The organism is Methylopila turkensis (assembly GCF_027922325.1).
GTDB lineage: Bacteria > Pseudomonadota > Alphaproteobacteria > Rhizobiales > Methylopilaceae > Methylopila > Methylopila turkensis.
In genome coordinates this window covers 735,130-757,622 of record NZ_BSFL01000001.1, presented here as the reverse complement: position 1 = coordinate 757,622, position 22,493 = coordinate 735,130, and the positions used below count along the sequence as shown (strand labels likewise).

The following is a 22,493-nucleotide window of genomic DNA, read 5'->3' as shown; positions in this document are numbered from 1 at the left end:
GATGGCGCTCGACGTCTACCGTCGCAAGCGCGACTTCAAGAAGACGTCCGAGCCGGCTGGGTCCGACGACGCACTCGGGTCCGGCGACGGCTACCTGATCCAGAAGCACGCCGCCCGGCGGCTGCATTACGACCTGCGGCTCGAGATGGACGGCGTCCTGAAGAGTTGGGCCGTCACCAAGGGACCGAGCCTCGTCCCCGGCGAGAAGCGCCTGGCGGTTCGGACCGAGGATCACCCGATCGAGTACGGGACTTTCGAGGGCACGATCCCTAAGGGGGAGTACGGCGGCGGCGCGGTCGCGCTGTGGGACCGCGGCCGATGGTCGCCAATCGGCGACGCGGCGCGCGGCTTCAAGAAGGGCCATATCGCGTTCGAGCTGCATGGCGAGAAGCTGTCAGGTCGCTGGCATCTTGTCCGGATCGCCGACCGACGCGGCGAGACGCGCGAGAACTGGCTGCTGATCAAGGGGGATGACGAGGCCGCGCGCGGCGCCTCGGATCCCGACATCCTCGAAGAGCGTCCGGAGTCCGTGAAGACGGGTCGGCTCGTCGAGGAGATCGCGGGCGAGGCGCCGGGATGGTCGTCGAAGACCGGCCGGATCAAGAAGCGACCGCCTGCGGCCGCGGCGAAACGGGCGACGTCGCGCTCCCCGAAAGCGCGCGACGCAGGGGGCGCCGCCGCTTTTCCGGCGAAGGCGAAGCCTGCTCCGCTGCCCGACTTCGTCCCGCCGGCGCTCGCGACATTGGCGCCGAAGGCGCCGGCCGGCGCCAGGTGGATTCACGAGATCAAGTTCGACGGTTACCGGCTGCTCGCCCGCGTCGACGCGGGTCGCGTCAAGCTTCTGACCCGCAGCGGACTGGACTGGACGAAACGGTTCGGGAAGCCGATCGTCGGCGCCCTGAAGGCTCTGCAGACAAAGGATGCGCTGATCGACGGCGAGCTCGTCGTCGAGAATGCGGCCGGCGCGTCGGATTTCTCCGCGCTGCAGGAGGCGTTGAGCGAGGGCCGGACCGACGGATTCGTGTTCTTCGCCTTCGACCTGCTCCACCTCGACGGTCACGATCTGACCGGCTGCGGGCTGCTCGACCGCAAGCAGGCTTTGGCCAAGCTGATCGCCGGCGCCGACCCAGTCATCCGTTTCAGCGAGCACTTCGACGAGAACGGCGGGCTGGTGCTGGAGCACGCCTGCCGGCTCAGCCTCGAAGGCGTCGTCTCCAAGCCTCGCGACGGCAAATACGTCTCGGGCCGGGGGCGAGGCTGGGTGAAATCGAAATGCGCGCACAGGCAGGAGTTCGTGATCGGCGGCTACATGCCGTCGAGCACGGCGCCGAACGCGATCGGCTCGTTGGCGCTGGGCGCCTATGAAGACGGACGGCTCGCCTATGTCGGGCGGGTGGGTACGGGCTTCTCCGCGAAGGTGGCGGCGGACCTGTTCGGCAAGCTCAAGCCGCTGGAGGCCAAGCGTTCTCCCTTCGCCGAAAAGCTGACGGCGGACGAGGCGCGCGGCGTCCGGTTCGTGAAGCCCGAGCTTGTCGCCGAGATCGAATTCCGGGCCTGGACCGGCGATCATCACCTGAGGCACGCGGCGTTCCGTGGCCTGCGCGAAGACAAGCCGGCGGACGAGGTGCGGCGCGAGACGCAAAGCGACGGGGCGCCCGAGGCGGTCGCGGCGCCGTCCGTGAAGCTCACGCACCCGGATCGCCTCTATTGGCCCGAGACCGGCGTGACCAAGCAGGGGCTCGCCGATTACTACATGGAGGTCTGGCCGAAAATCGCGCCGTTCGTCGTCGGCCGACCGCTTTCGCTGCTGCGGTGTCCGGGCGGCGTCGCCGAGCAGTGCTTTTTCCAGAAACACGGCTGGAAAGGCATGAACAAGCACATCGGGCTCGCGACCGATCCGACCGACGACGAGCCGGTGCTGACGATCGACAGTCGCGAGGGGCTGCTCGGGCTTGTGCAGGGCGGCGTCCTTGAGATCCACCCCTGGGGCTCCTCGATGGAGGCGCTCGAAAAGCCCGACATGATCATCATGGACCTCGATCCCGGCGAGGGCGTCGCATGGTCGGCGGTGATCGACGCCGCGCTGGAGGTGAAGAAAAGGCTGGAAGCCGCCGGGCTCACCGCCTTCGTCAAGACGTCCGGAGGCAAGGGGCTCCACGTCGTCGCGCCGGTGAAGCCGAAAGCTGAATGGCCCGACGCCAAGGCCTTCGCTAAGGCGATCGCGGACGCCATGGCCGCCGATCTTCCGTCCCGCTACGTCGCGACCGTCAGCAAGGCGAAGCGCCGCGGAAAAATCCTGATCGACTACCTGCGCAACGGCCGCGGCGCCACCGCCGTCGCGCCCTATTCGACTCGCGCAAGACCTGGCGCCGCCGTCTCGGCTCCGTTGAGCTGGGACGAGCTCGGCCCAGGCGTCGGCCCCGCGCAGTTCACGGTCGACAACATGCCGGCGCGGCTCGCCGCGATGGCGTCGGACCCGTGGGACGGGTTCCGGAAGGCCGCGGCGCCGATCCCGGACGGCGCGAAGACGAAGCGGCGGCGCGCCGGCTAGCGCGGCTTCGCCTTTGCCTTCGAAGAGGCGATGCTGTTCCGCAGCGCGTCCATGATGTTGATGACGTTACCGGTTTCGGGCTGCGGCTCGGCCTTGGGCTTGGCGACCTTCTTCGCGCCTTTCTTCTTCTTCGAGTTGATGAGCTCGAGCAGGCGGGCCTGAACGGGATCATCGACGAAATCGGCCGACCAACTCTTCGTCCGTTCCTCGATCAGCGACCCCATCAGCCGCATCAGCTTCGGGTCCGGCTTGGCCGGTTCGAGACCAGCGAAATAGTCGGCCGCGTCGCGAACCTCGTCGCCGTAGCGAAGCGTCCACAGCACGATGCCGTTGTCGCGCGGCTCCAGCAGCACGGCGCGTTCGCGGCGATAGAGCACCAGCCGCGAAATGCCGACCACGTCTGTCGCCGCCATCGCCTCCCGGATGACGGCGAAAGCCTCCGCGCCCACCTTATCGTTCGGAACGAGGTAATGCGGCTTGTCGTACCAGATCCAACCGACGCTATCGCGCGGGCAGAACATCTCGATGTCGATGGTGTGAGTCGTTTCGAGCGCCACGGCGTCGAGCTCGTCGTCCTCGAGCATGACGTGATCGTCCTCGCCGCGCTCGTACCCCTTGACCTCGTCGTCGCTGTCGACCGGCTTTCCGGTGACGCTGTCGACATATTCGCTGACGATCCGGTTTCCCGTCGTGCGGTTGAGCGTGTGGAAGCGGATCCGCTCGCTCTCCGACGTCGCCGGCGTCATCGCCACGGGGCAGGTGACGAGCGAGAGCTTCAGATAGCCTTTCCAGAACGCCTTCAACGCCATCGCGCGCCTCCCCGATCAGTCCAAAACCGGCGGCGCGCCTTTTTCGTTCCAGCGAGGCGGCCGACGGCCAAGGCTCGGGGCCTGAGATCGCTCCGTCAGACGACCGCCTGCCCGCCGGCGATCGTCAGCAAAGCGCCGGACGTGTAGCTCGCCTCGTCGGACGCCAGCATCACGTAAGCCGAGGCGAGCTCCGCCGGCTGGCCCGGACGACCGAACGGCGTCTTGGCGCCGAAGGTTTCGACCGCCTCGGGCGGCATGCCGGCCGGAATGAACGGCGTCCAGATCGGCCCGGGCAGCACCGCGTTCACCCGGACGCCCTTCTCGGCGAGCAGTTGAGCGAGGCCGACGGTGAGGTTCGCGATCGCGCCCTTTGTGGTGGCGTAGGGCAGAAGCTGCGGCGACGGATCCTTCGAGTTGATCGACGCCGTGTTGATGATTGCAGAGCCGGGCTTCATCCGGCGCATGGCGAGCTGCGTCAGGTGGAACGTGGCGTGGACGTTGACGTCGAAGGTCTTCGTCCATTCCTCCAGCGTCACCTCGTCGATCGACTGGAATGGCCGCTGGTAGGCGGCGTTGTTCACCAGAATGTCCAGGCCGCCGAGCTCCGATGCGGCGCGCTCGATCACCTCTTCGCGGAAGCGCGGATCGCTGATATCGCCCGGCGCCATCACCGCCTTGCGCCCGGCTTCCTCGATGTGCCGGCGGCAGGTCGCCCCGTCGTCGCCTTCGCTCGGCAGGTGGACCACGAGCAGATCGGCGCCCTCGCGCGCGTACGCGATCGCCACCGCAAGGCCGATGCCGCTGTCCCCGCCGGTGATGATCGCCTTCTTGCCTTGAAGCTTGCCAGAGCCCTTGTAGCTCGTCTCTCCGTGGTCGGGACGGGGGTCCATCTTCTCCGTGAGGCCGGGGAAGGACTGCGGCTGCTTCGGGAAGGGCGGGAAGGGAAAATGCTTCATCGAGAGCTCCTCATGTCAGGAGCCCAACGATGCGGCGCCGCTTTCGTTCGCCCGGCCGGTTCGAAGATGAGGCTTCCGCCGCGTCGCGAGAGCCCTTTAGTCGTCTATCCGCACGGCCGTATCAGGACCGGCACCGACTTGGCCGCCGGCACTTTGGACCCACGCGCGTGGTGCCACAGAGGGATCAACGGGTTGCACTCCGGATAGTAGGCGCCGACGCAGCCTTCGGGGATGTCGTACGCCACGATCCGAAAGCCTTCGACCTCGCGTTCGAAATCGTCGGCCACGGTGCGCATCGCCACGGTTTGGCCGTCCCTGAGCGATAGCCGGGCGATGTCGTTCGCGTGCATGAAGACGACCATCCGCGTGCCTTCGACGCCGCGGAAGCGGTCGTCATAACCGTAGACGGTGGTGTTGAACTGATCGTTCGACCGCAACGTGATCAGCCGCAGCGCGTCCGGTTGCGGCGCCGGCATGTCGGGATTTTCGTCGAGGCTTTCGGGGAAGATGAAGTTGGCCTTGCCCGTCGACGTGTTCCACTCGCGCTCGCGCGCCGAGATCGGCTTCGGAAACCCGCCGGGCGTCTCGATGCGCTCGTTGAAGCGCGGAAACACCTTGGGATAGGTCGCCTCGATAGCGTCGCGGACGCGTGCGTAATCGGCCGTCCAGCCGTCCCAGTCGATTGACGGATTCGGCGGCAGCGTCGCCTTGGCGATGCCGGCGACGATCGCGGGCTCGGACAGCAGCGTCGGCGCGCAGGGCTCGGCGAACCCGTGCGAGGCGTGGAAATGCGAGGTCGAATCCTCGATGGACACGATCTGCGGCCGGCCCGCCTGCCGGTCGATCTCGATGCGGCCGAGGCACGGCAGCAGGTAGGCCGCTCGACCGTGGACCACATGGCTGCGGTTCAGTTTGGTGGCGATCTGGACCGACAGCTTCAGCTTGCGCCAGCCGTCCTCCATCAGGCCGGTTTCGGGCGTCGCGCGCAGGAAATTGCCGCCGAGCGACACGAACGCCTCGACCTCGCCGTCGATGATCCCCTCGCAGACGTCGACGGTCGCCATGCCGTCCTCGCGGGGCGGCTCGAAGCCATAGAGCTCCTTCAGCCTGTCGAGCGGCGCGAGGCTGGCCTTCTCGGTGATCCCGACGGTGCGCTGGCCCTGCACGTTCGAGTGGCCGCGCACCGGGCATATGCCGGCGCCGGGACGGCCGATATTGCCCTTCATCAACAGCAGGTTCATCAGCATCTGGACGTTGTCGACGCCCGAGCGGTGCTGGGTCAGCCCCATGCCGTAAACGCCGATGGCGGCGCTGGACCTGGAATACACTTCCGCCGCGATCTCGATGGCATGGCGCGTCAGCCCGGAGCAGCGTTCAAGCTCCGGCCAGTCCCGCGCGCGGCAGGCGTCGGCGAAGGCGTCGTAGCCGTGGCAGTGCTCGGCGATGAAGGCGTGGTCGATCACCTTCGCACCGGGCGCCGCGGCGTCGTCGATCGCGATCAGCGCCTTGCAAAGGCCGAACAGCGCGGCCAGGTCGCCGCCCGCTTTCACCTGATGGTACTGCGTCGAGATCCTCGTCTCGGCCCCGGAGAGCATCTCGGTCGGGGCCTGCGGGTTGGTGAAGCGCTCCAGCCCGCGCTCCTTCAGCGGGTTGAACGTGATGATCGGCACGCCGCGCTTCGCCGCCTCCTGCAGCGGATGCAGCATGCGCGGCGCGTTCGACCCGACGTTCTGGCCGAAGAAGAAGATCAGGTCGGCGTGGTCGAAATCGTCGAGGAAAACGGTGCCGACCGGCACGCCGATGCTCTCGGGCAGGGCCACCGATGTGCTCTCGTGGCACATGTTGGAGCTGTCCGGCAGGTTGTTGGCGCCGTAGGCGCGCGCCAACAGCTGGTACATGTAGGAGGTCTCGAGCGAAGCCCGGCCCGACGCGTAGAAGGCCGTCCGCTTCGGATCGGTCGCCTTCAGCGCCCCGCCGATTTCTTCGAACGCTCTCTCCCAGGCGATCGGCTGGTACGTGTCGCTCGCCGCATCGTATTTCAGAGGTTCTGTCAGCCGGCCCTGATCCTCGAGCTCGAAGTCCGACCAGCCTTCGAGCTCGGTCAGCGTGTGACGGGCGAAGAATTCGGCCCCGATCGTCTTCGACGTCAGCTCCCAGCCGGTCGCCTTCGCGCCGTTCTCGCAGAATTCGAACAGGTGCGGCTCTCGCGGCTTCGACCACGCGCAGCTGACGCAGGCGAAGCCGCCGGGCTTGTTCTGCTTCCAGAGCGCCGCGCCGCTCTTGAGCGGCGCTCCGTCGTAGACCAGCGCCCGACCGACCGATTTGGCCGAGCCCCAGCCGCCGGCCGGCCCGTCATACGTCTCGATACGGCCGTCGCGCGCCATCCTGTACGCTCCTCGCTGAAGGCGTCCCCGGCTGTCGTTCGACCGGGGATGTCAGGGGGCAACGGCCGAGAGCGTCCGGCGTTCCTCCCCGCCGATCAACGGGGCGCGAGGAGCGAGGGCCCGCCAAACCCGGAAGGATTCATCGGGCGCGAACATCAGCACGGCGTTCAGATCGCTCGGGCCGCTGGCGCGAGCGCCCGGTCCATAGACGTCGCGCGCCGGGTTGACCTCATTCCTCCGGCCGCGCCGAGGCCGGCGCCGGGGCCTCCTGCGGCGACCGGACGGACGACCTGCGGACAGGCGACGGCGGTCCGAGCGTTCTCCTGAGAGCGGCCGGGCTCACCCCGAGCTCCGCGGAGAAGACCCGCGTGAGATGGCTCTGGTCCGCGAAGCCGCACTGGGCGGCGATGTCCGCGATCGCGGCGTCCGAATTCAGCAGCGCGGCCTGCGCGGCCTCGATCCGCAGCCGTCGCGACCACCGATACGGGGTTTCCCCGACCGACAACCGGAAAGCGCGGATGAAATGGCCACGGGAGAGGCCGCAAAGCGTCGCGACCTCCGCGACGCTCCGTTTCGGCTCGCCGCCGGCGCCGAGCTCCTCCAGCGCGATTCGGCGCTGTTCCGGCGTGAGCCCGCCGGGGCGCCGGAAGTCGCTCGTGCTCGGCCGCCGACTCATGACGCGGTGCCCGACGCTCCGGGTCGGCTCGCCACGCGCGCGTACCAGTCCGCCGCGAACTCAACGTCCGCGTTGGTGACGCCGTGGCTGGTCGGCAGGACTCGATGCTCGACCGGGCCGCCGGCCTCCTCGAGCATCGTGGCGAGGCGGGCGGCGTTGGCGGCGGGGACGATCGGGTCGCGCTCGCCCGAGACCAGCAGCGCCGGCGTCGGGACGCGCGCCGCCGCGGCGGGCGTCTCGAGCGGAACCATCCCGCGCAGCAGGATCGCGCCGGACAGGAGGCCCGGATGCAGCAGCCGCACAGCGGCCGCAATGTTCGCGCCGTTCGAGAAGCCCAGAGCGACCGGCGCGTCGATCCCGTAGGCGGCCCGCGCCTCGTCCACGAAGCGGGCGAGGTCGCCCGCCCTGCGGCGGAGGTCGGCCTCGTCGAACACGCCCTCGGCGAGCCGCCGGAAGAAGCGCGGCATGCCGTTCTCGAGAACCTGTCCGCGGGGGGACACCAGAGCCGCGCCCGGCGCGACCGCCGCCCCGAGGCCGAGCAGGTCGGTCTCGTCGCCGCCGGTGCCGTGAAGGAGCAGCACGGGCGGCAGGCCCGCGATGGTCGCGGGACGGAACAGATGGACGAAGGAAAGCTCACGCGCGGTCATGGCGAAGCTCCATGAGGTCTGGGTTCGGGAAGGGAGCCGCCTGCGTCCGTCGGGGGCGCAGGCGGACGTTCAAACGAGGGCGGGCAGCCGCTGCTCGATCCGCGGGCGCAGGGGCTCGAGGAACGGGGGCAGCTTCAGCGCCTCGCCGAGACGCTCGGCCGGCTCGTCCGCGGCGAAGCCGGGCTCGTCGGTCGCGATCTCGAACAGCACGCCGCCGGGCTCGCGGAAGTAGACGGACCGGAAGTAGTTGCGGTCCTTCTGCTCCGTCACGCCGAGGCCATGCTCCTCCACGAGCTTGCGGGCCATCTCCGCCTGCGCGGCGTCGTCGGCCGCGCGGAACGCGATGTGGTGCACGCTGCCGCCGCCCGGCCGCCCCCTCAGGAAGCCGCCGACCTCGCGCAGGTCGACGAAGCGGCCGTAGCCCTCGTCGCCGGCGCTGTAGCGGACGACGTTCTCCTCACGCCCGACCTCGCGGTGGCCGAACACGGCCGTGAGCACCGCCGCCGTCGCCGCCGCCTTGTCGAGCAGCAGCGTCACGCCGTGGAAGCCGCGGATGGCGTGCTCGGCCGGAACCGAACCGCCGTCCCAGGCCTCTTCGGCCTCCGCGCCCTCGACGCCGACTAGGGCGAGCGACAGGCCGTCCGGATCCTTGAAGGCGAGCACGGTCTCGCCGAAGCGCACGGCAGGGTTCTCGTGGGGGACCCCGGCCTCCACGAAGCGTTGCGTCCACCATCCGATCGAGCCGCGGGGCACGCGGAACGCGGTCTGCGAGGTCTCGCCGACGCCGACCCGCCCCGGGGCGACATGGTCCCACGGAAAGAAGGTCAGCACCGAACCCGGCCGCCCTGCGGCGTCGCCGTAGTAGAGATGGTAGGTGCCGGGATCGTCGAAGTTCACGGTCTTCTTGACGAGGCGCAGGCCCAGGACCCCGGTGTGGAAGCCGAGGTTCCGGCGTGCGGGCCCGCTGATCGCGGTGACGTGGTGAAGGGCTGCGCCGCTCATGGCGAGAACTCCGTTCGTTAGGCCCCGACATCGGGACGCCGATTTCGCTTGAACGAAAGTACGCGCTGCGCTGAGATATTAAATGGAAACAATCGAAAATCACTGTTTCGTGGAAATGACCAATGGCGACGCTTCCCGACTTCGAGGCCTGGGCGATCTTCGCCCGCGTCGCGGCCCGCGGCTCCCTTAGCCGGGCGGCGGCCGACCTCAATCTCTCGAAGGCCACGGTCTCGAAGGCCGTGGCGAGGCTGGAGACCCGCATCGGGGCGCCGCTCTTCCACCGGACGACGCGACGCCTGTCGCTCACCGAAGCCGGCCGAGCCGCGCTTCCGAACGCCGAACGGATCCTTGGCGCGGGCGAGGAAGCGGAAGCCGAGGCTTTGGCCCAGTCGGCCTCGCCCCGGGGCGCCGTGCGGCTCGCGACGCCGATGTCGTTCGGCCTCGCGCATGTCGCGCCGCTGTTGCCGGAGTTCTTCGCCGCCTACCCGGACGTTTCGGTCGACATGGAGCTCAGCGACCACACGGTCGATCTGATTGAAGGCGGCTTCGACCTCGCGCTTCGGATCGCGAGCCTGTCGGATTCGCGGCTGAAGGTGCGCCGGCTCTGCCGGGTGAACCGGGTGCTGGTCGGCGCGCCCGCCTACTTCGAGCGGGCGGGCCGTCCCTCTCATCCGCGGGACCTCGCCGATCATGCGTGCCTCGGCTACTCCTATCTCGCCTCGCGCGACCGCTGGCGGTTCCTGCGCGCGGACGGCGAGGAGGCCGCCGTCACGCCGTCCGGACCCATGCGCGCCAACAACGCCGATGCGCTGACGCCGAGCCTAATGGCCGGGCTCGGGCTCGCGGTGCAGCCGGAGTTCGTCGTCTGGCGGGACATCGCGGCGGGACGGCTGGAGGCGGTGATGTGCGACTGGCGTCCGCCCCCGATCGCGCTGAACGTCGTAACCCCGCCCGGGCCGCTGCGCCCGCCGCGGGTGACGGCGCTGATCGAGTTCCTGGCGCGTCGGCTAGCGAAGGCCCCGTGGGCGACCCCGGAGCCGGGCGAGACGGCCGCCGGGTAGTCGGCTCGCCGCAGTCAGGCGCGCCTGCGCGCCCGCGGTCGCCCCGGTCTCGCTTTCTCGGGCTCAGTATCGGAGCTGGATCTCCCCGCCCACGAAGTGGACGGTCTTCCCGGGCCCGGTTTCGCTCAGGAAGCGACCGGGTTCGAAAAGGGCGTAGGATGTTTCGAGCGTGACGTTCGGCGTCGCCTCCCAGCCCAGCACGACCTCGCCCTGCGTCCCGACGTAGCGCGCCCTGCTTCCGGCGGACGGGCGGATCAGGTTCCCGGGATTGCCGTAGACGCCGTCGTCAAGCGACTGTCGCCAGTAGAAGACGGCCGCGCCCGTAAGCGACCAGCCGGAACCGAGCGACACCCCGATGACGGGATGGATGTTCATAAGGTTCGCGGGGCCGATCAGGCCGATCTCGCCGAAGTATTTGCCTTTGGGGAACAGCGCGTTGAACGTGCCGAGGCGGCCGCCCGGCCCGCCGTCGCCGCTGATGACGGCGGCCTTGATCTCGACGAACGGTCGAAGGGGGAGCTCGGAAAAGGTGTGGCGCGTTTCGGTCGCCGCCGACCAGGCGAGGATTCTCTCTCCTCCGAAGGAGCCGAGCTGCAGCATCGCCTCGTGGTTCCAGCTCCAGTCCGCGAACGAGCCGAAGAACCGGGCGCCGAAGGTGTGACGGCGCTCGTCGGCGACGCCGCTGTCGAAGCGCGCGTCCTCACGCCCGTAGCCGATCCAGTAGAGGTCGAGGCCCGACCTCGGCCCGATCTCCGGCAGGGCTCGGGTGGCGTACAGGCCGTAGATTTCGCGGCCGCGGTCGGTGCGGTCGTCGAAGTCCCCGGGCGCGTTCGCGACGGGACGGTAGGCGAACGCGTCGGCGGTCCAGCCGCCGAATTCCAGCCGCGCCCGCGCGCCGTCGAAGGAGAGCGGCACGTTCGGCCCGAAGCGCAGGCCGATGAGGCGCTCCGACCCATAGGCGACCATCTGCCGGCCGCCGCGGACCGAAAGTTCACCTGAGCCGACCGGCGCGCTCGCCTCCGCAAAACCTTGCAGCAGCTCGACCCCGGTCTGGTCCACCGGCCCCTCGGTCAGCGCGCTGCGGTCGGCCCAGGCGCCCAGCATCTGACCGAAGAAGCGGAGGTTCGGTCCGAGATGGAGGTCGGCGTAGGGCATGACGCGCGACCAGCCGTAGGTCTCGTCGGGCTTCGCGGCGTCGAAGTTGGCGGCGTAGCTTTCGAACCGCAGCCGAAGGTCCGCGCCGATCGTCAGGAAGCTGTCGCCCGCGGCGTCGAGCGGCGCGAACTTGAACGCCTCCCACGCCGCGCCCGTGCGGTTGGCGGGCTCCCGGAGGACGCCCCAGTCCTCGTCCGCCCGGTTGTTCGAGAAGGACGGGGGCTTCGCGGCCGCCGGGACGGCCATGACCGCGCCGACGATCGAAGCAGCGGCGGCCGCCGTCCGGAGAGAGCGGAGCATGGCTCCGTCACCCTGCCGTGGAGGTCTTGAGGTCCAGGCCAAGCAGGTGGCGCACGACCGGAGCCTCCGGCCCGACATGGAAGCGCCGGGTCGCCTGCTGCAGGTCCGCGTCCGCATGGGAGACGCGCTTGTGCTGGCGAAGGTGCTCGGCCCAGCTTTCGACCATGAACCACTCGACGATCTTCTCGGGATCCTCGGCGTCCTCCGTCACGCCGCAGGCATAGGCGCCGTCGCGCCGCCGCTCGTCGGCGAGCCGGGCGATGGCCTTGAGGAAGTGCTCGCGATCCTCGCGGAGGACCCGGTACTCGATCTGGATCATCACCGGCCCACGGTCGTGCTCGACCGGCTCGGCGGTCAGCGGCTCCGGCCAGTGGTTTGAGGGCGTCAGGTCGGTCTCGCCCTTCGGCAGCGCGCGGCGGCGCAGCAGCAGTCCCGCGGCGGCGAGGCAGGCGGCCGCGACGAGCAGCGTCGCGGCCACGCCGAGATGATGCGCGACGAGGCCCCAGAGCAGGCTCCCGCCGGTCATGGCGCCGTTGAAGACCGTAAGATAGACGGCCAGCCCGCGACCGCGGACCCAGTTCGGCAGGATCGCCTGCGCGGCGCCGTTCAGCGTGGTAAGCGCCACGATCCAGGCGACGCCGAGGAGCAGCAGGCCAACCAGCGCGACGGGCTTCGGAGGCGCGAAGGAAAGACCGGCCATGACGATCGCCGCGACGATGGCGGCGAACAGCAGGAGGCCGTCGGTCCCGAGCCGCGCGCGCAGCTTCGGCATGACCAGCGCGCCGAGAATCGCGCCGAGGCCGACCGCGCCGAGCAGCAGGCCATAGAAGCTCGCCGTCCCTTCGAGCAGCCCGCGCGCGACCAGCGGCAGCAAGGCCCAGACGGCGCTGGCGCAGGCGAAGAACACGCCGGCGTGGAACAGCACGCGGTGAAGCTCGCGGCTCGCCTTGGCGTAGCGGAGGCCCGCCCGGAACGCGCCCGAGAAACGTTCGGCGAGCGCGTCGTCGGCCGTCTTCGGCCGCGGCCACCAGACCAGCGCCGCGATGACGAGGAGGTAGGAGACGACGTCGACGCCGTAGGTCGCGGCCGCGCCCGCGGCGCCGAGCAGGATGCCGCCAGCGGCAGGTCCGATCGAACGCGCGATGTTGATGCCGAGCGAGTTCAGCGCGACGGCGTCCCGCAACTCTCCCCGCGGCACGAGTTCGGGGACGATCGACTGCCAGGTCGGCCCCATCAGGGCCGCGCCGACGCCGCCGACGAAGGTGAGCGCCACGAGCGAATAGACGCTGAGCCCGCCGGAGGCCGCGAGGATCGCAAGCGTAAGGCTCGTCAGGCCGAGAAGCACCTGGATGGCGATCAGGAGCTTGCGGCGATCGAGGATGTCGGAGAGCACGCCGGCCGGGATCGCGAGCAGGAAGATCGGCAGCGTCGCGGCGGCCTGCACCAGGGCCACGGCGGCGGGCGAGGCCGCAAGGTCCGTGACGAGCCATGCGCTCGCGACGTCGCGCATGAAGGAGCCGACGTTCCCGACCACGGTCGCGCCCCAAAGCACGGCGAACAGCGGGCGGCGCAGCGGCGCGAAGGCGCTCGAGGCGGGGGGCGTGGTCATGGGGAGAATCTCGAAGCGGGTTCCTGAAAAGCGTCATGGTCCGGTCAAGCTGGAGAACGACGCCTGGGGTAGGTGGGACGACCCCCTCGTCACACCGCCCAGCATGCGCAACCGAGCGCGCCCCAGAACGTCTTGAGATCGGCGACCGGCAAACGGCCGGACGCCGCTCTCGCGTGGTCGTGGCCGTGGACCCCGCAGGCGTTCGCGCAGCCGCACGCCGTCGCCTGGAGGCGCAGCGCATTGTCCTTCTTCGCCTCCGCCTTCCAGGCGCCGTAGCCGCCATAGGCGCGGACCGGCGACCAGTCGGGCATAGCGGGCGGAACCTCGGTCTCGTCGAGTTTCTCGAAGTCGGCCTTGGCGTAGACGACCTTGCCGCCCACCACCGTGAGGTCCGAGGTGATCGAGGAGATCTCGTCGGGCGCGCAGGCGAAGTAGTCGCGGTCCGGCACGATGAAGTCGGCGAGCATCCCGGGCGCGATACGGCCCTTCTTGCCTTCCTCGTTCGAGAACCAGGTCACGTTCTCGGTCCACATCCTGAGCGCGGTCTCACGGTCGAGCCGGGCGCGGGAAGGGTAGAGAGCCAGGCCCCCGACCGTCCGGCCGGTGACGAGCCAGGACAGCGAGACCCAAGGGTTGTAGGAGGCGACGCGGGTGGCGTCGGTGCCGGCCGAGACCTTCACGCCCTTGTCCAGCATCCGCGCGAAGGGCGGCGTCTCTTCGGCCGCGCCTGGGCCGTAGCGCTCCACGAAGAACTCGCCCTGGTAGGCCATGCGATGCTGCACCGCGACGCCGCCGCCGAGCGCCGCCACCCGGTCGATGGAGCGCTCCGAGATCGTCTCGGCGTGATCGAAGAACCAGTTGAGGCCTTTCAGCGGGATGTCGCGATCGACCTTCTCGAACACGTCGAGCGCGCGCGAGATGGTTTCGTCATAGGTCGCGTGCAGCCGCCACGGCCAGCGGTTCTCGGCCAGCACCCGGACGACGCCCTCGAGGTCGCCCTCCATCTCGGCCGGCATGTCAGGGCGCGGCTGGCGAAAATCCTCGAAGTCGGCCGCGGAGAAGACCAGCATCTCGCCCGCGCCGTTGTGGCGGAAGTAGTCGTCGCCCTGTTTGTACTTTGAGGTCTGCGTCCAGCGGACGAAGTCCTCCTTCTCCTGCTTCGGCTTCTGCGTGAACAGATTGTAGGCGAGGCGCACGGTGAGCTGGCCGTCGTCGGCGAGCTTCTGGATCACCGCGTAATCGTCCGGATAGTTCTGGGAGCCGCCGCCGGCGTCGAGCGCGCCGGTGAGGCCGAGCCGGTTCAGGTCGCGCATGAAGTGGCGCGTCGAGTTCACCTGATACTCGAACGGCAGCTTCGGGCCCTTGGACAGCGTTGCGTAGAGGATCGTGGCGTTGGGTTTGGCGATGAGCAGGCCGGTCGGGTTTCCGCCTGCGTCCCGGGTGATCTCGCCGCCGGGCGGGTTCGGCGTGTCCTTGCCGTAGCCGACCGCCCTCAGCGCCGCGCCGTTCAGCAGCGCGCGGTCGTAGAGGTGGAGGATGAACACCGGCGTCTCGGGCGCGACCTGGTTCAACTCCTCGATGGTCGGCAGGCGCTTCTCCGCGAACTGGGTCTCGGTGAATCCGCCCACGACCCGCACCCACTGCGGCGGCGGCGTGATCGCGACCTGCGCGCGCAGTATGTCCATCGCGTCCTTCAGCGACGGCACGCCGTCCCAGCGCAGCTCCATGTTGAAGTTGAGCCCGCCGCGGATGAGATGCAGGTGGTTGTCGATCAGCCCCGGCAGCACGCGCCGGCCCTTGAGATCGACGACCTTCGTCTGCGGCCCGCGATGCGCCATCACGTCGCTCTCGCGCCCGACCGCGAGGAAGCGTCCGTCCTTGATCGCAAAAGCTTCCGCTTCCGGCGCGGACCGGTCGAGCGTCGTGACGCGGCCCTTGATGACGATGAGATCGGCGGTCGTCGCATCGGTCATTGTCGTCCCTTCGGCGGGCGCGGCCCGCGATGGCGAAGTGAGGCCGGCCGCAAGCGCGGCGGCGGCCGCGCCTAAGGTCGTGTCGCGGCGCGTGGGGCTCATAAGCCGGCTCCGTCTGTCGGCGGCGGGGAAGCGTCGGAATGGCGGCCGGGGAGCGCGCCGAAGAGATGCGCGCCGCATTTCGCCTCGGCCCAGGCGACCGCCGGGCTGAGGCCCGCGACGAGCTTCTGGCCGACAGGCATGATCTGCTCGCCGACAAGGATGCCGAGTAGGCCGACCAACGCCACCAGGGGCGGCGCGGGCGAGCGGACGTGCAGCAGGCTGTAGACGACGCCGACCAGCAGGCCGGCGCCGGCCGAGAGCAGATACATCCTCATCGGCGCGCGCCCGACGGGACCGTCAGTGGCCGCCTTCGGAGGCGCCGAACATCGTCTTGGCGTAGGTGATTCCGAGCCCGTAGGCGCCGCCGTACGTCTTCGCGACGCCGGTGGTGAAGTCGTAGGTCTCGGTGCGGGCCCAGTCGCGCTGGAGCTCGAGGATGTACTGAAGCGAGGTCATGGGGCGCACGCCCGCCTGGATCATGCGCTCCATCGCGCGTTCATGCGCCTCGTCCGAGACGTCGCCGCAGGCGTCGGCGATGACATAGGCCTCGAAGCCTTGATCGATCGCCGAGAGCGTCGGGCCGACGATGCAGACGGACGTCCAGAGGCCCGCGAACACCAGCCGCCGCTTGCCGATGCGGTTGACCTCGTCGATGACGGCCGCGTCCTCCCAGGTGTTCATCGAGGTGCGGTCGAGCAGCTTCTGGCCCGGGAAGGCGTCGGTGATCTCGGAGAACATCGGGCCCGAGAAGCTCTTCTCGGCGACCGTGGTCAGGATCGTCGGCACGCCGAACCCCTTCGCCGCATGGCTGATCAGGGCGGCGTTGTTGCGCAGCGTGACGGCGTCGATCGACTTAGTCGCAAACGACATCTGCGACTGGAAGTCGATCAGGACGAGCGCGTGGTCGGTCGGCGAGACGAGCAGCGAGCCGGGCGTCGGCGTGGCGATGACGGACATGTGGGTTCCCCTGAACGCGCGGCCGCGAACGCAGTCGCTGTGTCGAGAGGACCGTGCCGGGGATGATCAGCCGCGTCTTGAACGCCTGTATCGCGTTTTGAACGTTTGATTCAGCTGGGCGACGAAATCGGAGGGCCTGGCTTGCGCGGCAGCATGCCTGGAGACGATCGGCGAAGGGCGCCGCGGGACACACGTCGAGAACGCTGGCGCCGCCGTAAGTCGCCTGAGCGGCCGCCCTCTCAGCTTCGTTGTGGAAACAATCGTTCGACGCCTCGGGCGACGCCGAGAACGGCTTCGTCCTGGAAACGCCGCCCGACGATCTGCAAGCCGACCGGAAGTCCGTCGTCGGCCGGGCCGATCGGGACCGAAATCGCCGGGCACTGCGGCGTGAGGTTGAACGGGCACGTCATGTCGAGGCCGAGCAGGCGCCCGGCCGCGTCCTCGCCGAAGTAGTCGCCGTCCGTCTTCGCGACCGGCGGCGCCGTGACTGCGCAGGTCGGGCAGAGCAGGGCGTCATAGGTCTCGAACAGCCGGGCCATGTCGCGCCACATCGCGGTGCGGAGCAGCTCGATCCGCTTGTAGCTGGTCGCGTCCTTGGCGAAGCCGCGCCGCATGATCTCCACCATGGCGGGGTCCATGCGATCGCGGAAGGCGTCAAGACGGTCGCCGAAATAGGCCGACATGAACACGCACCAGATCTCGTACCACTCGTCCACGACCGCGCGCGTCCAAGGCAGCGCGACCTCCTCGACGATCGCGCCCGCATCTCTCATGGCGCCGATCGCGCGCCGGATCGCGGCCTCGACCTGCGGCTCGACGGCGTAGAAGCCGAGATCGATCGAAAGCGCGAAGCGCTTGTCCCTAAGGTTCTTGTCGCGGGCGCGCTCGGGCTCGAACGTCAGCGGGAGGGACAGGATGTCCTCGTCGCTCGGGCCCGCGGTCGCTTGGAGAAACGCGTCGGCGTCATCCACCGTTCGGGCGAGCGGGCCGAAATGCGAGATGTCGTCGAACACGCTTGGCAGGATCGTCATCGGGATGCGCCCGAGGCTGGGCTTGAGGCCGACGACGCCGCAGAACGAGGCCGGGATGCGGACCGAGCCGCCCATGTCCGAGCCTTCGGCGAAGGGCACGACGCCGGTCGCGACCGCGACGGCCGAGCCGCCGGACGATCCGCCCGAGGTCCGGCTCGGGTCGACTGGATTGAGCGTCGCGCCGAAGCGCGGGCTCCAGGTGAAGCTCGAATGCGCGAATTCCGGCGTCGTGGTCTTCCCCATCAGGATCGCGCCGGCCTGCTGAAGGCGACGCACGCATAGGGCCGTCTCGGCGGGGACGAAGTCGCCGGAGCTCCAGGAGCCGAGCGTGGTGACGTCGCCGGCCGTCGGCGTCAGGTCCTTGGCCGCGAACGGCACGCCGTGCAGGAACCCGGTCGGGCGGCCGGCCTTGACCGTCTCGTCGGCCTTGCGGGCGGCGGCGATCGCCGCTTCCTCCCGGATCAGCGCGAAGGCGTTGAAGGCGTCCTGCGCCGCGTGGGCGCGCTTCAAAGATTCCCGCATGATCTCGACCGCCGAGAAGCGGCCGCCGCGGACGCCCGAAGCGATCTCCCGCGCCGGAAGATCGAGCGGATGGGCGTCCTGCGTCACGGTTCAGCCGGCCGCCCCGACGCAGGCCAGCACGGTGTCGTAGCGACGGCCAACGTAAATCAGCCCCTCGCAGGGCTCGCCGACCCCGATGTCGAGCACCTGGCAGAACAGCACGGAGTGGGTGCCGACGTCGACGACGCGGTCGATCCGGCAGTCGAAATGCGCGAGCGCGCCCTCGAGCACCGGCGCGCCGCTCGGGCCGCGCCGCCAGGTCGCCGCCGCGAAGCGCTCCTCGACGGGCGTCCGCCCGCCGAACAGGTTCGACAACGGCCTGTGCTCGGGCGCCAGCGTGTTAACGCAGAGCGCGCCGTTCGCCTGGAACGCCTCGCCGACCGAGCTGTCGCGTTTGACGCAGACGAGCAGGGTCGGCGGCGCGTCGGTCACGCTGCAGACCGCGGTGGCGGTGAAGCCGGCGCGGCCAGCCGGCCCGTCGGTCGTCACCACGTTGACGGCCGCCGCGAGCGCCGCCATCGCGTCGCGATAGCGTTCCTTGGTGACCGGCGCCGCGCAGGCGAGATCGGCTGCGTCGTCCATCGGGGTCGCCTCTCGCGTCTCAGAAGTCGAGCAGGTTGTCGCGCAGCTTCTCGTGCGCGTAGGCGGTGCGCGCGAGCCCGCGCTTCTGGAGCGCCGGCACGAGCCCGTCGGTCACCTCCGTGATGAAGCGGCGGCTGACGCGCAGCACAGGCGTCGTGATCAGGAAGCCGTCGCCGCCGACCTCCTCCATCACCTCGCCCATGCGGTCGGCGACCGTGTCGGGCGTCCCGACCAGCTCCACGGAGGACACCAGCCCGCCGCCGCCGGCGACCACCAGCTCCTTCAGCGTCTTGCCGCTACCCCACTGCTGGAATTTGTCGAGCGTGCCGGACTCGCCGTTGGTGACGAGCTTTTCCGGCAGCGGCTTGTCGAGATCATATTGCGCGAAGTCGATCTCGGTGATGGCGGCGAGCGACGCCAGAGTGTCGACGATGAAATGCGGCGAGTTCAGCATGCGCTCGTACTTCGCCCGCGCTTCGTCGTCGGTTTCGCCGAGCGTCGGGGTCACGCAGAACATCACCTTGATCGTGTCCGGGTCGCGCCCGAACTTCGCGGCCCGTTCGCGGATGTCGGCACGGAACTTCCGCATCTCCTCGACGCCGCTTGCGACCGAGACGATCGAGTCGGCGTGAGTCGCGGCGAAGTCGCGGCCCTTCGGCGAGGCGCCGGCCTGCACGTAGATCGGCCTACCTTGCGGCGAGGGCACGGTGTTGAGCGGGCCGCGGACCTTGTAGTACTTGCCCTCGAAATCGATCGGCCGGACCTTGGTCTCGTCGGCGTAGATGCCGGCGTCGCGATCGAGCACGACCGCGTCCGGATCCCAGCTTGCGAACAGCTTGCCCATCACATCCATGTACTCGTCCGCCATCTCGTAGCGCTGATCGCGCGGCGGCAGCCGATCCATGCCGAAGTTCTTCGCCATCAGGTCTTCGGCGGAGGTGACGACGTTCCAGCCAAACCGGCCGTTGGTCAGGCTGTCGATGGTCGAGCACAGGCGCGCCATCAGGAACGGCGGATAGGCCATCGTGGACATGGTGGCGATCACGCCGAGGCGCTGCGTCGCCATGCCCATCGCGACCGCGAGCGGGGCCGGATCGTGCTTCGGCACCATCATGCCGTGATTGAGCGAGGCCTTGGCGGAGCCGCCATAGGTCTGCGGCACCATCAGCTTGTCCTCGATCATGATGTAGTCGAAGCACGCGCGCTCCAGCGACCGCGCCATCTCGACGTAGAACTGGCCATCCCACGGCCGGCCGCCCTGGCCGAAGGGTTCGCGCCATTCGTCCGGCGTGAAGTTCATGAACCAACCGAGGTGGAAGCGCTTGTCGGCCATGGGTCAGTCTCTCTCTCGGGTCAGGAACGGCGCGTCCGCCTCGCGCTCCGCGGCGGCGCGCAAGCGCGCGGCCTCGAAGCGGAAGCTGTCGCGCACGATGCGGGGTTTGGCGCAGAAGTCGGACGTGATGGTCGCGCCGTAGCGTTCCGGCGCCTGCGGGTCGCGGCGGGGTCTGTCGATCGCGACGACCCGGGTGCCGAGATGGAACGCCTCCATCAGGTCGTGGGTCACCATCACGATCGTCATCGCCTGCTCTTCCCAGAGCTCGCGGACGAGCACATGCATCGCCCGCCGCGACCCGGGGTCGAGCGCGCCGAAGGGTTCGTCCAGCAGCAGCACCTTCGGTTTGTTGATCAGCGACTGCGCGAGCGCGAGGCGCTGCTGCATGCCGCCCGAGAGCTGCGCGGGATACTTCTTTGCGTGTTCCGCCAGCCCGACGCGGTCGAGCAGCGCCATGGCCCGCTCCCGGAGCGCCCGCCTGCGCGCGCCGAACAGCCGCCCGAGTAGCGGGGAGCCGGCCCATTGCGGGCCAAGCATGACGTTGGCCAGCACGGTCTTGTGCGGGAACACCGAATAGCGCTGGAACACGACGCCGCGGTCCGCGGTCGGCTCGGCGGCGATCTCCGCGCCGTCGAGCAGGATGCGGCCCCGGGTCGGACGCTCCTGGGCCAGCAGAAGGCGCAGCAGCGTGGTCTTGCCGACGCCGCTTGGACCGATGACGACGAGGAACTCGTGGTCGGCGAGCGTCAGGTCGACGTTCTCGAGCACGATGGCGGAGCCGTACTCCTTCCAGACCTTCTCGAACCGGATCTCGGTCATCGCTTCACGCCTCCCGGAGCTTCGCCCAGGGGAAGGCGGCGGCGGAGAGCTTCCTCAGCGCGTAGTCGAGCAGGAAGGCCAGCAGCGTGATCCAAACGACGTAAGGCAGGATCACGTCCATCGCGAGATAGCGGCGCACGAGGAAGATGCGGTAGCCGAGGCCGCCCTCCGCGGTGATCGCCTCGGCCGCGATCACGAACAGCCAGGCGGAGCCGAGCGACAGCCTGACCGACTCGATCAGCCGCGGCAGCGCCTGCGGCAGCACCACGTCGACGATCATCTGCCAGGTCGACGCGCCGAGCGTCTGCGCCTTGATGATCTGCTCGCGGGGAATTGCCGCGACCAGAAGAACGACGTCGCGCACGATGAAGGGCGCGATGCCGAACACGATGAGCACCAGCTTCGACGTCTCGCCGAGGCCGAAGGCGATGAACAGGATCGGCAGCACTGCGAGCGGCGGGATCAGCGAGAGCGCGAAGATCAGCGGCTCGAAGGTCGCCCGCAGGAAGGGGATGAAGCCGATCAAGATGCCGCCGACGATCCCGATCAGCGCCGACCAGCCAATCCCCTGCAGCAGCCGCGATAGGCTCCACCAGGTATCGTACCAGAACAGCGGCTGGGCGACGGCGGGATCGACCCGCGTCATCAGCCGGCTCATCTGCGCGTAGAAGGCGGACAAGCCCGGCATCAGCTTGTCGGCGGCATCGACCGCGAGCCGTGCGTCCGACGCCGCGAGGTAGAACATCCCCACGGCGACGAACGGCGCCGCGCCGAGCAGAAGGGCGACGCCCGGCGACGGCGCGTAGTTGATGATGCGGCGCATCGCGGTCCGCCCCCGCCGCCGGCCGCTCAGAGCTTTCCTTCGGCGGCGAGCTTCGTGAAGCTAGGGTCGATGCGAACCTTCACGTTCTTCGCCGATCCCATGACGGAGCCGTCGGGATGCTGGATGCCGATCGAGTCCACGCTGTCGGCGCCCTGCCCGTAGAGCCCCTGCTCGAAGCAGAAGGTGCGGACATAGTCCCAGATGTCCTTGGTCTTCGGCGCGGTCAGGAAGTCGGCCGCCTCCTGCGCGGTCAGGAAGAAATGGGTGGTGTCGATCTGGCTCTTGAGCCCCGCCGCGTCGGTGCCGAGCGCGGCGGCCATCGCGGTCTCGAGCGGCGCCGCCTCGGCGCCGCCGGCCTTCATCTTGCCGAGCGTCTCGTACCAGGCGCCGACCAGCGCCTTGGCGAACTCCGGGCTATCCTTGAGCGTCTGGGTCTTGGCGATGACGACGTCCATGATCTCGCCGGGGATCTGCGAGCTGTCAAAGATGACCCCGGAGCCTTTCGCGCCTCTGACCATGTCCGGCACCATCGGCTTCCACGCCACCGCATGCTCCATCGCCGGCTGCGTGACGAAGGCCGCCGCGATCTCGGCGTCGGAGATGTTGGTGGTCTTGACCGAGGAGAGTTTCATGCCGTTCAGCACGAGCGCCCGGTTCAGCAGGTAATGCGAGACGCTGAACTGCAGCAAATGGAGGTCCTTGCCCTCGAGCTCCTTCACAGATTTCGCAGTCTTCGAGACGATCGCGTCATTGCCGTTGGAATAGTCGGTGATCAGGAACAGCGAGCTGTCGACACCGCCAGCGGCGGGCATCACAAGCTGGTCCATGTTGGTCAGGGCGACCGCGTCGAGATCGCCGGCCATGAACTGGTTGACGCCCGCGACATAGTCGTTGATCAGCACGAGCTGGACGTCGACGCCGTACTTGTCGGACCACGTCTTCATGATCCCGGAGGACTGCATGAAATTGAGCGGCATGAAGCCGACATAGACGTTGTAGCCGACCTTGAAGGTCTTTTTGGCCGCGGCCTCGGCCGGCCGGGAGACCTGAACGGCGGCGGCCAGCACGACCGCCGCAGCCACCGCAACGCACCGCGCAAAACGCTTCATCGTCGGCTCCCCGATCGCAGCGCCCCCCAATGGCGGCGCTATTAAACGCCCGT

19 protein-coding genes are annotated in these 22,493 nt (G+C 69.0%); 2 read left to right on the top strand and 17 right to left on the bottom strand.

What is annotated here, in order from left to right:
- Position 1 precedes the first annotated feature (1 nt).
- Positions 2–2,551 carry a DNA ligase D gene (ligD, locus tag PKE78_RS03530; protein ID WP_271199457.1) on the top strand — a complete coding sequence of 850 codons (2,550 nt, stop codon included), beginning with the start codon at positions 2–4 and terminating at the stop codon, positions 2,549–2,551.
- On the opposite strand, the gene ku is transcribed toward ligD, so the two are convergent.
- The 6 genes from ku to PKE78_RS03500 all read right to left on the bottom strand — a co-directional run bounded on the left by ku (position 2,548) and on the right by PKE78_RS03500 (position 9,025).
- Positions 2,548–3,360: a non-homologous end joining protein Ku gene (gene ku / locus PKE78_RS03525; RefSeq protein WP_271199456.1), complete on the bottom strand. Its 813-nt coding sequence runs from the start codon at positions 3,358–3,360 to the stop codon at positions 2,548–2,550. The genes ligD and ku overlap by 4 nt on opposite strands.
- Positions 3,361–3,455: 95 nt before the next feature.
- Positions 3,456–4,316, bottom strand: coding sequence for an SDR family oxidoreductase (locus PKE78_RS03520; protein WP_271199455.1), 861 nt, complete (start codon positions 4,314–4,316; stop codon positions 3,456–3,458).
- A gap of 104 nt (positions 4,317–4,420) precedes the next feature.
- Positions 4,421–6,700, bottom strand: coding sequence for an FdhF/YdeP family oxidoreductase (locus PKE78_RS03515; RefSeq protein ID WP_271199454.1), 2,280 nt, complete (start codon positions 6,698–6,700; stop codon positions 4,421–4,423).
- A 229-nt stretch (positions 6,701–6,929) separates the two neighbouring features.
- A complete protein-coding gene (locus PKE78_RS03510) occupies positions 6,930–7,376 on the bottom strand; it encodes a helix-turn-helix domain-containing protein (RefSeq protein ID WP_271199453.1) in 447 nt (148 codons plus the stop codon).
- A complete protein-coding gene (locus tag PKE78_RS03505; protein ID WP_271199452.1) occupies positions 7,373–8,023 on the bottom strand; it encodes an alpha/beta hydrolase in 651 nt (216 codons plus the stop codon). The genes PKE78_RS03510 and PKE78_RS03505 overlap by 4 nt, the downstream gene beginning before the upstream one ends.
- Before the next feature lie 69 nt (positions 8,024–8,092).
- Positions 8,093–9,025, bottom strand: a complete 933-nt coding sequence (locus tag PKE78_RS03500) for a ring-cleaving dioxygenase (RefSeq protein ID WP_271199451.1) — start codon at positions 9,023–9,025, stop codon at positions 8,093–8,095.
- Between the two features lie 122 nt (positions 9,026–9,147).
- Here PKE78_RS03500 and PKE78_RS03495 point away from each other — a divergent pair, with 122 nt between their 5' ends.
- A complete protein-coding gene (locus PKE78_RS03495) occupies positions 9,148–10,086 on the top strand; it encodes a LysR family transcriptional regulator (RefSeq protein WP_271199450.1) in 939 nt (312 codons plus the stop codon).
- A gap of 63 nt (positions 10,087–10,149) precedes the next feature.
- Here PKE78_RS03495 and PKE78_RS03490 read toward each other — a convergent pair whose 3' ends face one another.
- The 11 genes from PKE78_RS03490 to PKE78_RS03440 all read right to left on the bottom strand — a co-directional run bounded on the left by PKE78_RS03490 (position 10,150) and on the right by PKE78_RS03440 (position 22,440).
- Positions 10,150–11,541 carry an alginate export family protein gene (locus PKE78_RS03490; protein ID WP_271199449.1) on the bottom strand — a complete coding sequence of 464 codons (1,392 nt, stop codon included), beginning with the start codon at positions 11,539–11,541 and terminating at the stop codon, positions 10,150–10,152.
- Between the two features lie 7 nt (positions 11,542–11,548).
- On the bottom strand, positions 11,549–13,150 hold the full coding sequence (locus PKE78_RS03485) for an MFS transporter (RefSeq protein WP_271199448.1): 1,602 nt from the start codon (positions 13,148–13,150) through the stop codon (positions 11,549–11,551).
- Between the two features lie 89 nt (positions 13,151–13,239).
- Complete coding sequence (locus tag PKE78_RS03480; RefSeq protein WP_271199447.1) at positions 13,240–15,225, bottom strand: amidohydrolase; 1,986 nt, start codon at positions 15,223–15,225, stop codon at positions 13,240–13,242.
- On the bottom strand, positions 15,222–15,500 hold the full coding sequence (locus PKE78_RS03475; protein ID WP_271199446.1) for a XapX domain-containing protein: 279 nt from the start codon (positions 15,498–15,500) through the stop codon (positions 15,222–15,224). The genes PKE78_RS03480 and PKE78_RS03475 overlap by 4 nt, the downstream gene beginning before the upstream one ends.
- A 22-nt stretch (positions 15,501–15,522) precedes the next feature.
- Entirely contained in the window at positions 15,523–16,182 is a 660-nt protein-coding gene (locus PKE78_RS03470; protein ID WP_271199445.1) for a hydrolase, read from the bottom strand.
- A gap of 239 nt (positions 16,183–16,421) precedes the next feature.
- Positions 16,422–17,822 carry an amidase gene (locus tag PKE78_RS03465; RefSeq protein WP_271199444.1) on the bottom strand — a complete coding sequence of 467 codons (1,401 nt, stop codon included), beginning with the start codon at positions 17,820–17,822 and terminating at the stop codon, positions 16,422–16,424.
- A gap of 3 nt (positions 17,823–17,825) precedes the next feature.
- Positions 17,826–18,356 carry a flavin reductase gene (locus tag PKE78_RS03460; RefSeq protein ID WP_271199443.1) on the bottom strand — a complete coding sequence of 177 codons (531 nt, stop codon included), beginning with the start codon at positions 18,354–18,356 and terminating at the stop codon, positions 17,826–17,828.
- Positions 18,357–18,375: 19 nt separating this feature from the next.
- Positions 18,376–19,689 carry an NtaA/DmoA family FMN-dependent monooxygenase gene (locus PKE78_RS03455; protein WP_271199442.1) on the bottom strand — a complete coding sequence of 438 codons (1,314 nt, stop codon included), beginning with the start codon at positions 19,687–19,689 and terminating at the stop codon, positions 18,376–18,378.
- 3 nt (positions 19,690–19,692) lie between these two features.
- Positions 19,693–20,508: an ATP-binding cassette domain-containing protein gene (locus tag PKE78_RS03450; RefSeq protein WP_271199441.1), complete on the bottom strand. Its 816-nt coding sequence runs from the start codon at positions 20,506–20,508 to the stop codon at positions 19,693–19,695.
- A gap of 4 nt (positions 20,509–20,512) precedes the next feature.
- Positions 20,513–21,331 carry an ABC transporter permease gene (locus PKE78_RS03445; protein WP_271199440.1) on the bottom strand — a complete coding sequence of 273 codons (819 nt, stop codon included), beginning with the start codon at positions 21,329–21,331 and terminating at the stop codon, positions 20,513–20,515.
- A gap of 26 nt (positions 21,332–21,357) precedes the next feature.
- The gene (locus PKE78_RS03440) at positions 21,358–22,440 is read right to left on the bottom strand and encodes a putative urea ABC transporter substrate-binding protein (RefSeq protein ID WP_271199439.1); all 1,083 of its coding nucleotides are present in this window, start codon (positions 22,438–22,440) and stop codon (positions 21,358–21,360) included.
- Between the last annotated feature and the right edge of the window lie 53 nt (positions 22,441–22,493).

Coding starts and splice junctions, on each gene's coding strand:
- ku (WP_271199456.1), bottom strand. CDS start 3,360: ATGGCGTTGAAGGCGTTCTGGAAAGGCTATCTGAAGCTCTCGCTCGTC.
- PKE78_RS03510 (WP_271199453.1), bottom strand. CDS start 7,376: ATGAGTCGGCGGCCGAGCACGAGCGACTTCCGGCGCCCCGGCGGGCTC.
- PKE78_RS03515 (WP_271199454.1), bottom strand. CDS start 6,700: ATGGCGCGCGACGGCCGTATCGAGACGTATGACGGGCCGGCCGGCGGC.
- PKE78_RS03460 (WP_271199443.1), bottom strand. CDS start 18,356: ATGGACGACGCAGCCGATCTCGCCTGCGCGGCGCCGGTCACCAAGGAA.
- PKE78_RS03470 (WP_271199445.1), bottom strand. CDS start 16,182: ATGTCCGTCATCGCCACGCCGACGCCCGGCTCGCTGCTCGTCTCGCCG.
- PKE78_RS03440 (WP_271199439.1), bottom strand. CDS start 22,440: ATGAAGCGTTTTGCGCGGTGCGTTGCGGTGGCTGCGGCGGTCGTGCTG.
- PKE78_RS03475 (WP_271199446.1), bottom strand. CDS start 15,500: ATGAGGATGTATCTGCTCTCGGCCGGCGCCGGCCTGCTGGTCGGCGTC.
- PKE78_RS03445 (WP_271199440.1), bottom strand. CDS start 21,331: ATGCGCCGCATCATCAACTACGCGCCGTCGCCGGGCGTCGCCCTTCTG.
- PKE78_RS03505 (WP_271199452.1), bottom strand. CDS start 8,023: ATGACCGCGCGTGAGCTTTCCTTCGTCCATCTGTTCCGTCCCGCGACC.
- PKE78_RS03520 (WP_271199455.1), bottom strand. CDS start 4,316: ATGAAGCATTTTCCCTTCCCGCCCTTCCCGAAGCAGCCGCAGTCCTTC.
- PKE78_RS03485 (WP_271199448.1), bottom strand. CDS start 13,150: ATGACCACGCCCCCCGCCTCGAGCGCCTTCGCGCCGCTGCGCCGCCCG.
- PKE78_RS03455 (WP_271199442.1), bottom strand. CDS start 19,689: ATGGCCGACAAGCGCTTCCACCTCGGTTGGTTCATGAACTTCACGCCG.
- PKE78_RS03490 (WP_271199449.1), bottom strand. CDS start 11,541: ATGCTCCGCTCTCTCCGGACGGCGGCCGCCGCTGCTTCGATCGTCGGC.
- PKE78_RS03495 (WP_271199450.1), top strand. CDS start 9,148: ATGGCGACGCTTCCCGACTTCGAGGCCTGGGCGATCTTCGCCCGCGTC.
- ligD (WP_271199457.1), top strand. CDS start 2: ATGGCGCTCGACGTCTACCGTCGCAAGCGCGACTTCAAGAAGACGTCC.
- PKE78_RS03450 (WP_271199441.1), bottom strand. CDS start 20,508: ATGACCGAGATCCGGTTCGAGAAGGTCTGGAAGGAGTACGGCTCCGCC.
- PKE78_RS03480 (WP_271199447.1), bottom strand. CDS start 15,225: ATGAGCCCCACGCGCCGCGACACGACCTTAGGCGCGGCCGCCGCCGCG.
- PKE78_RS03500 (WP_271199451.1), bottom strand. CDS start 9,025: ATGAGCGGCGCAGCCCTTCACCACGTCACCGCGATCAGCGGGCCCGCA.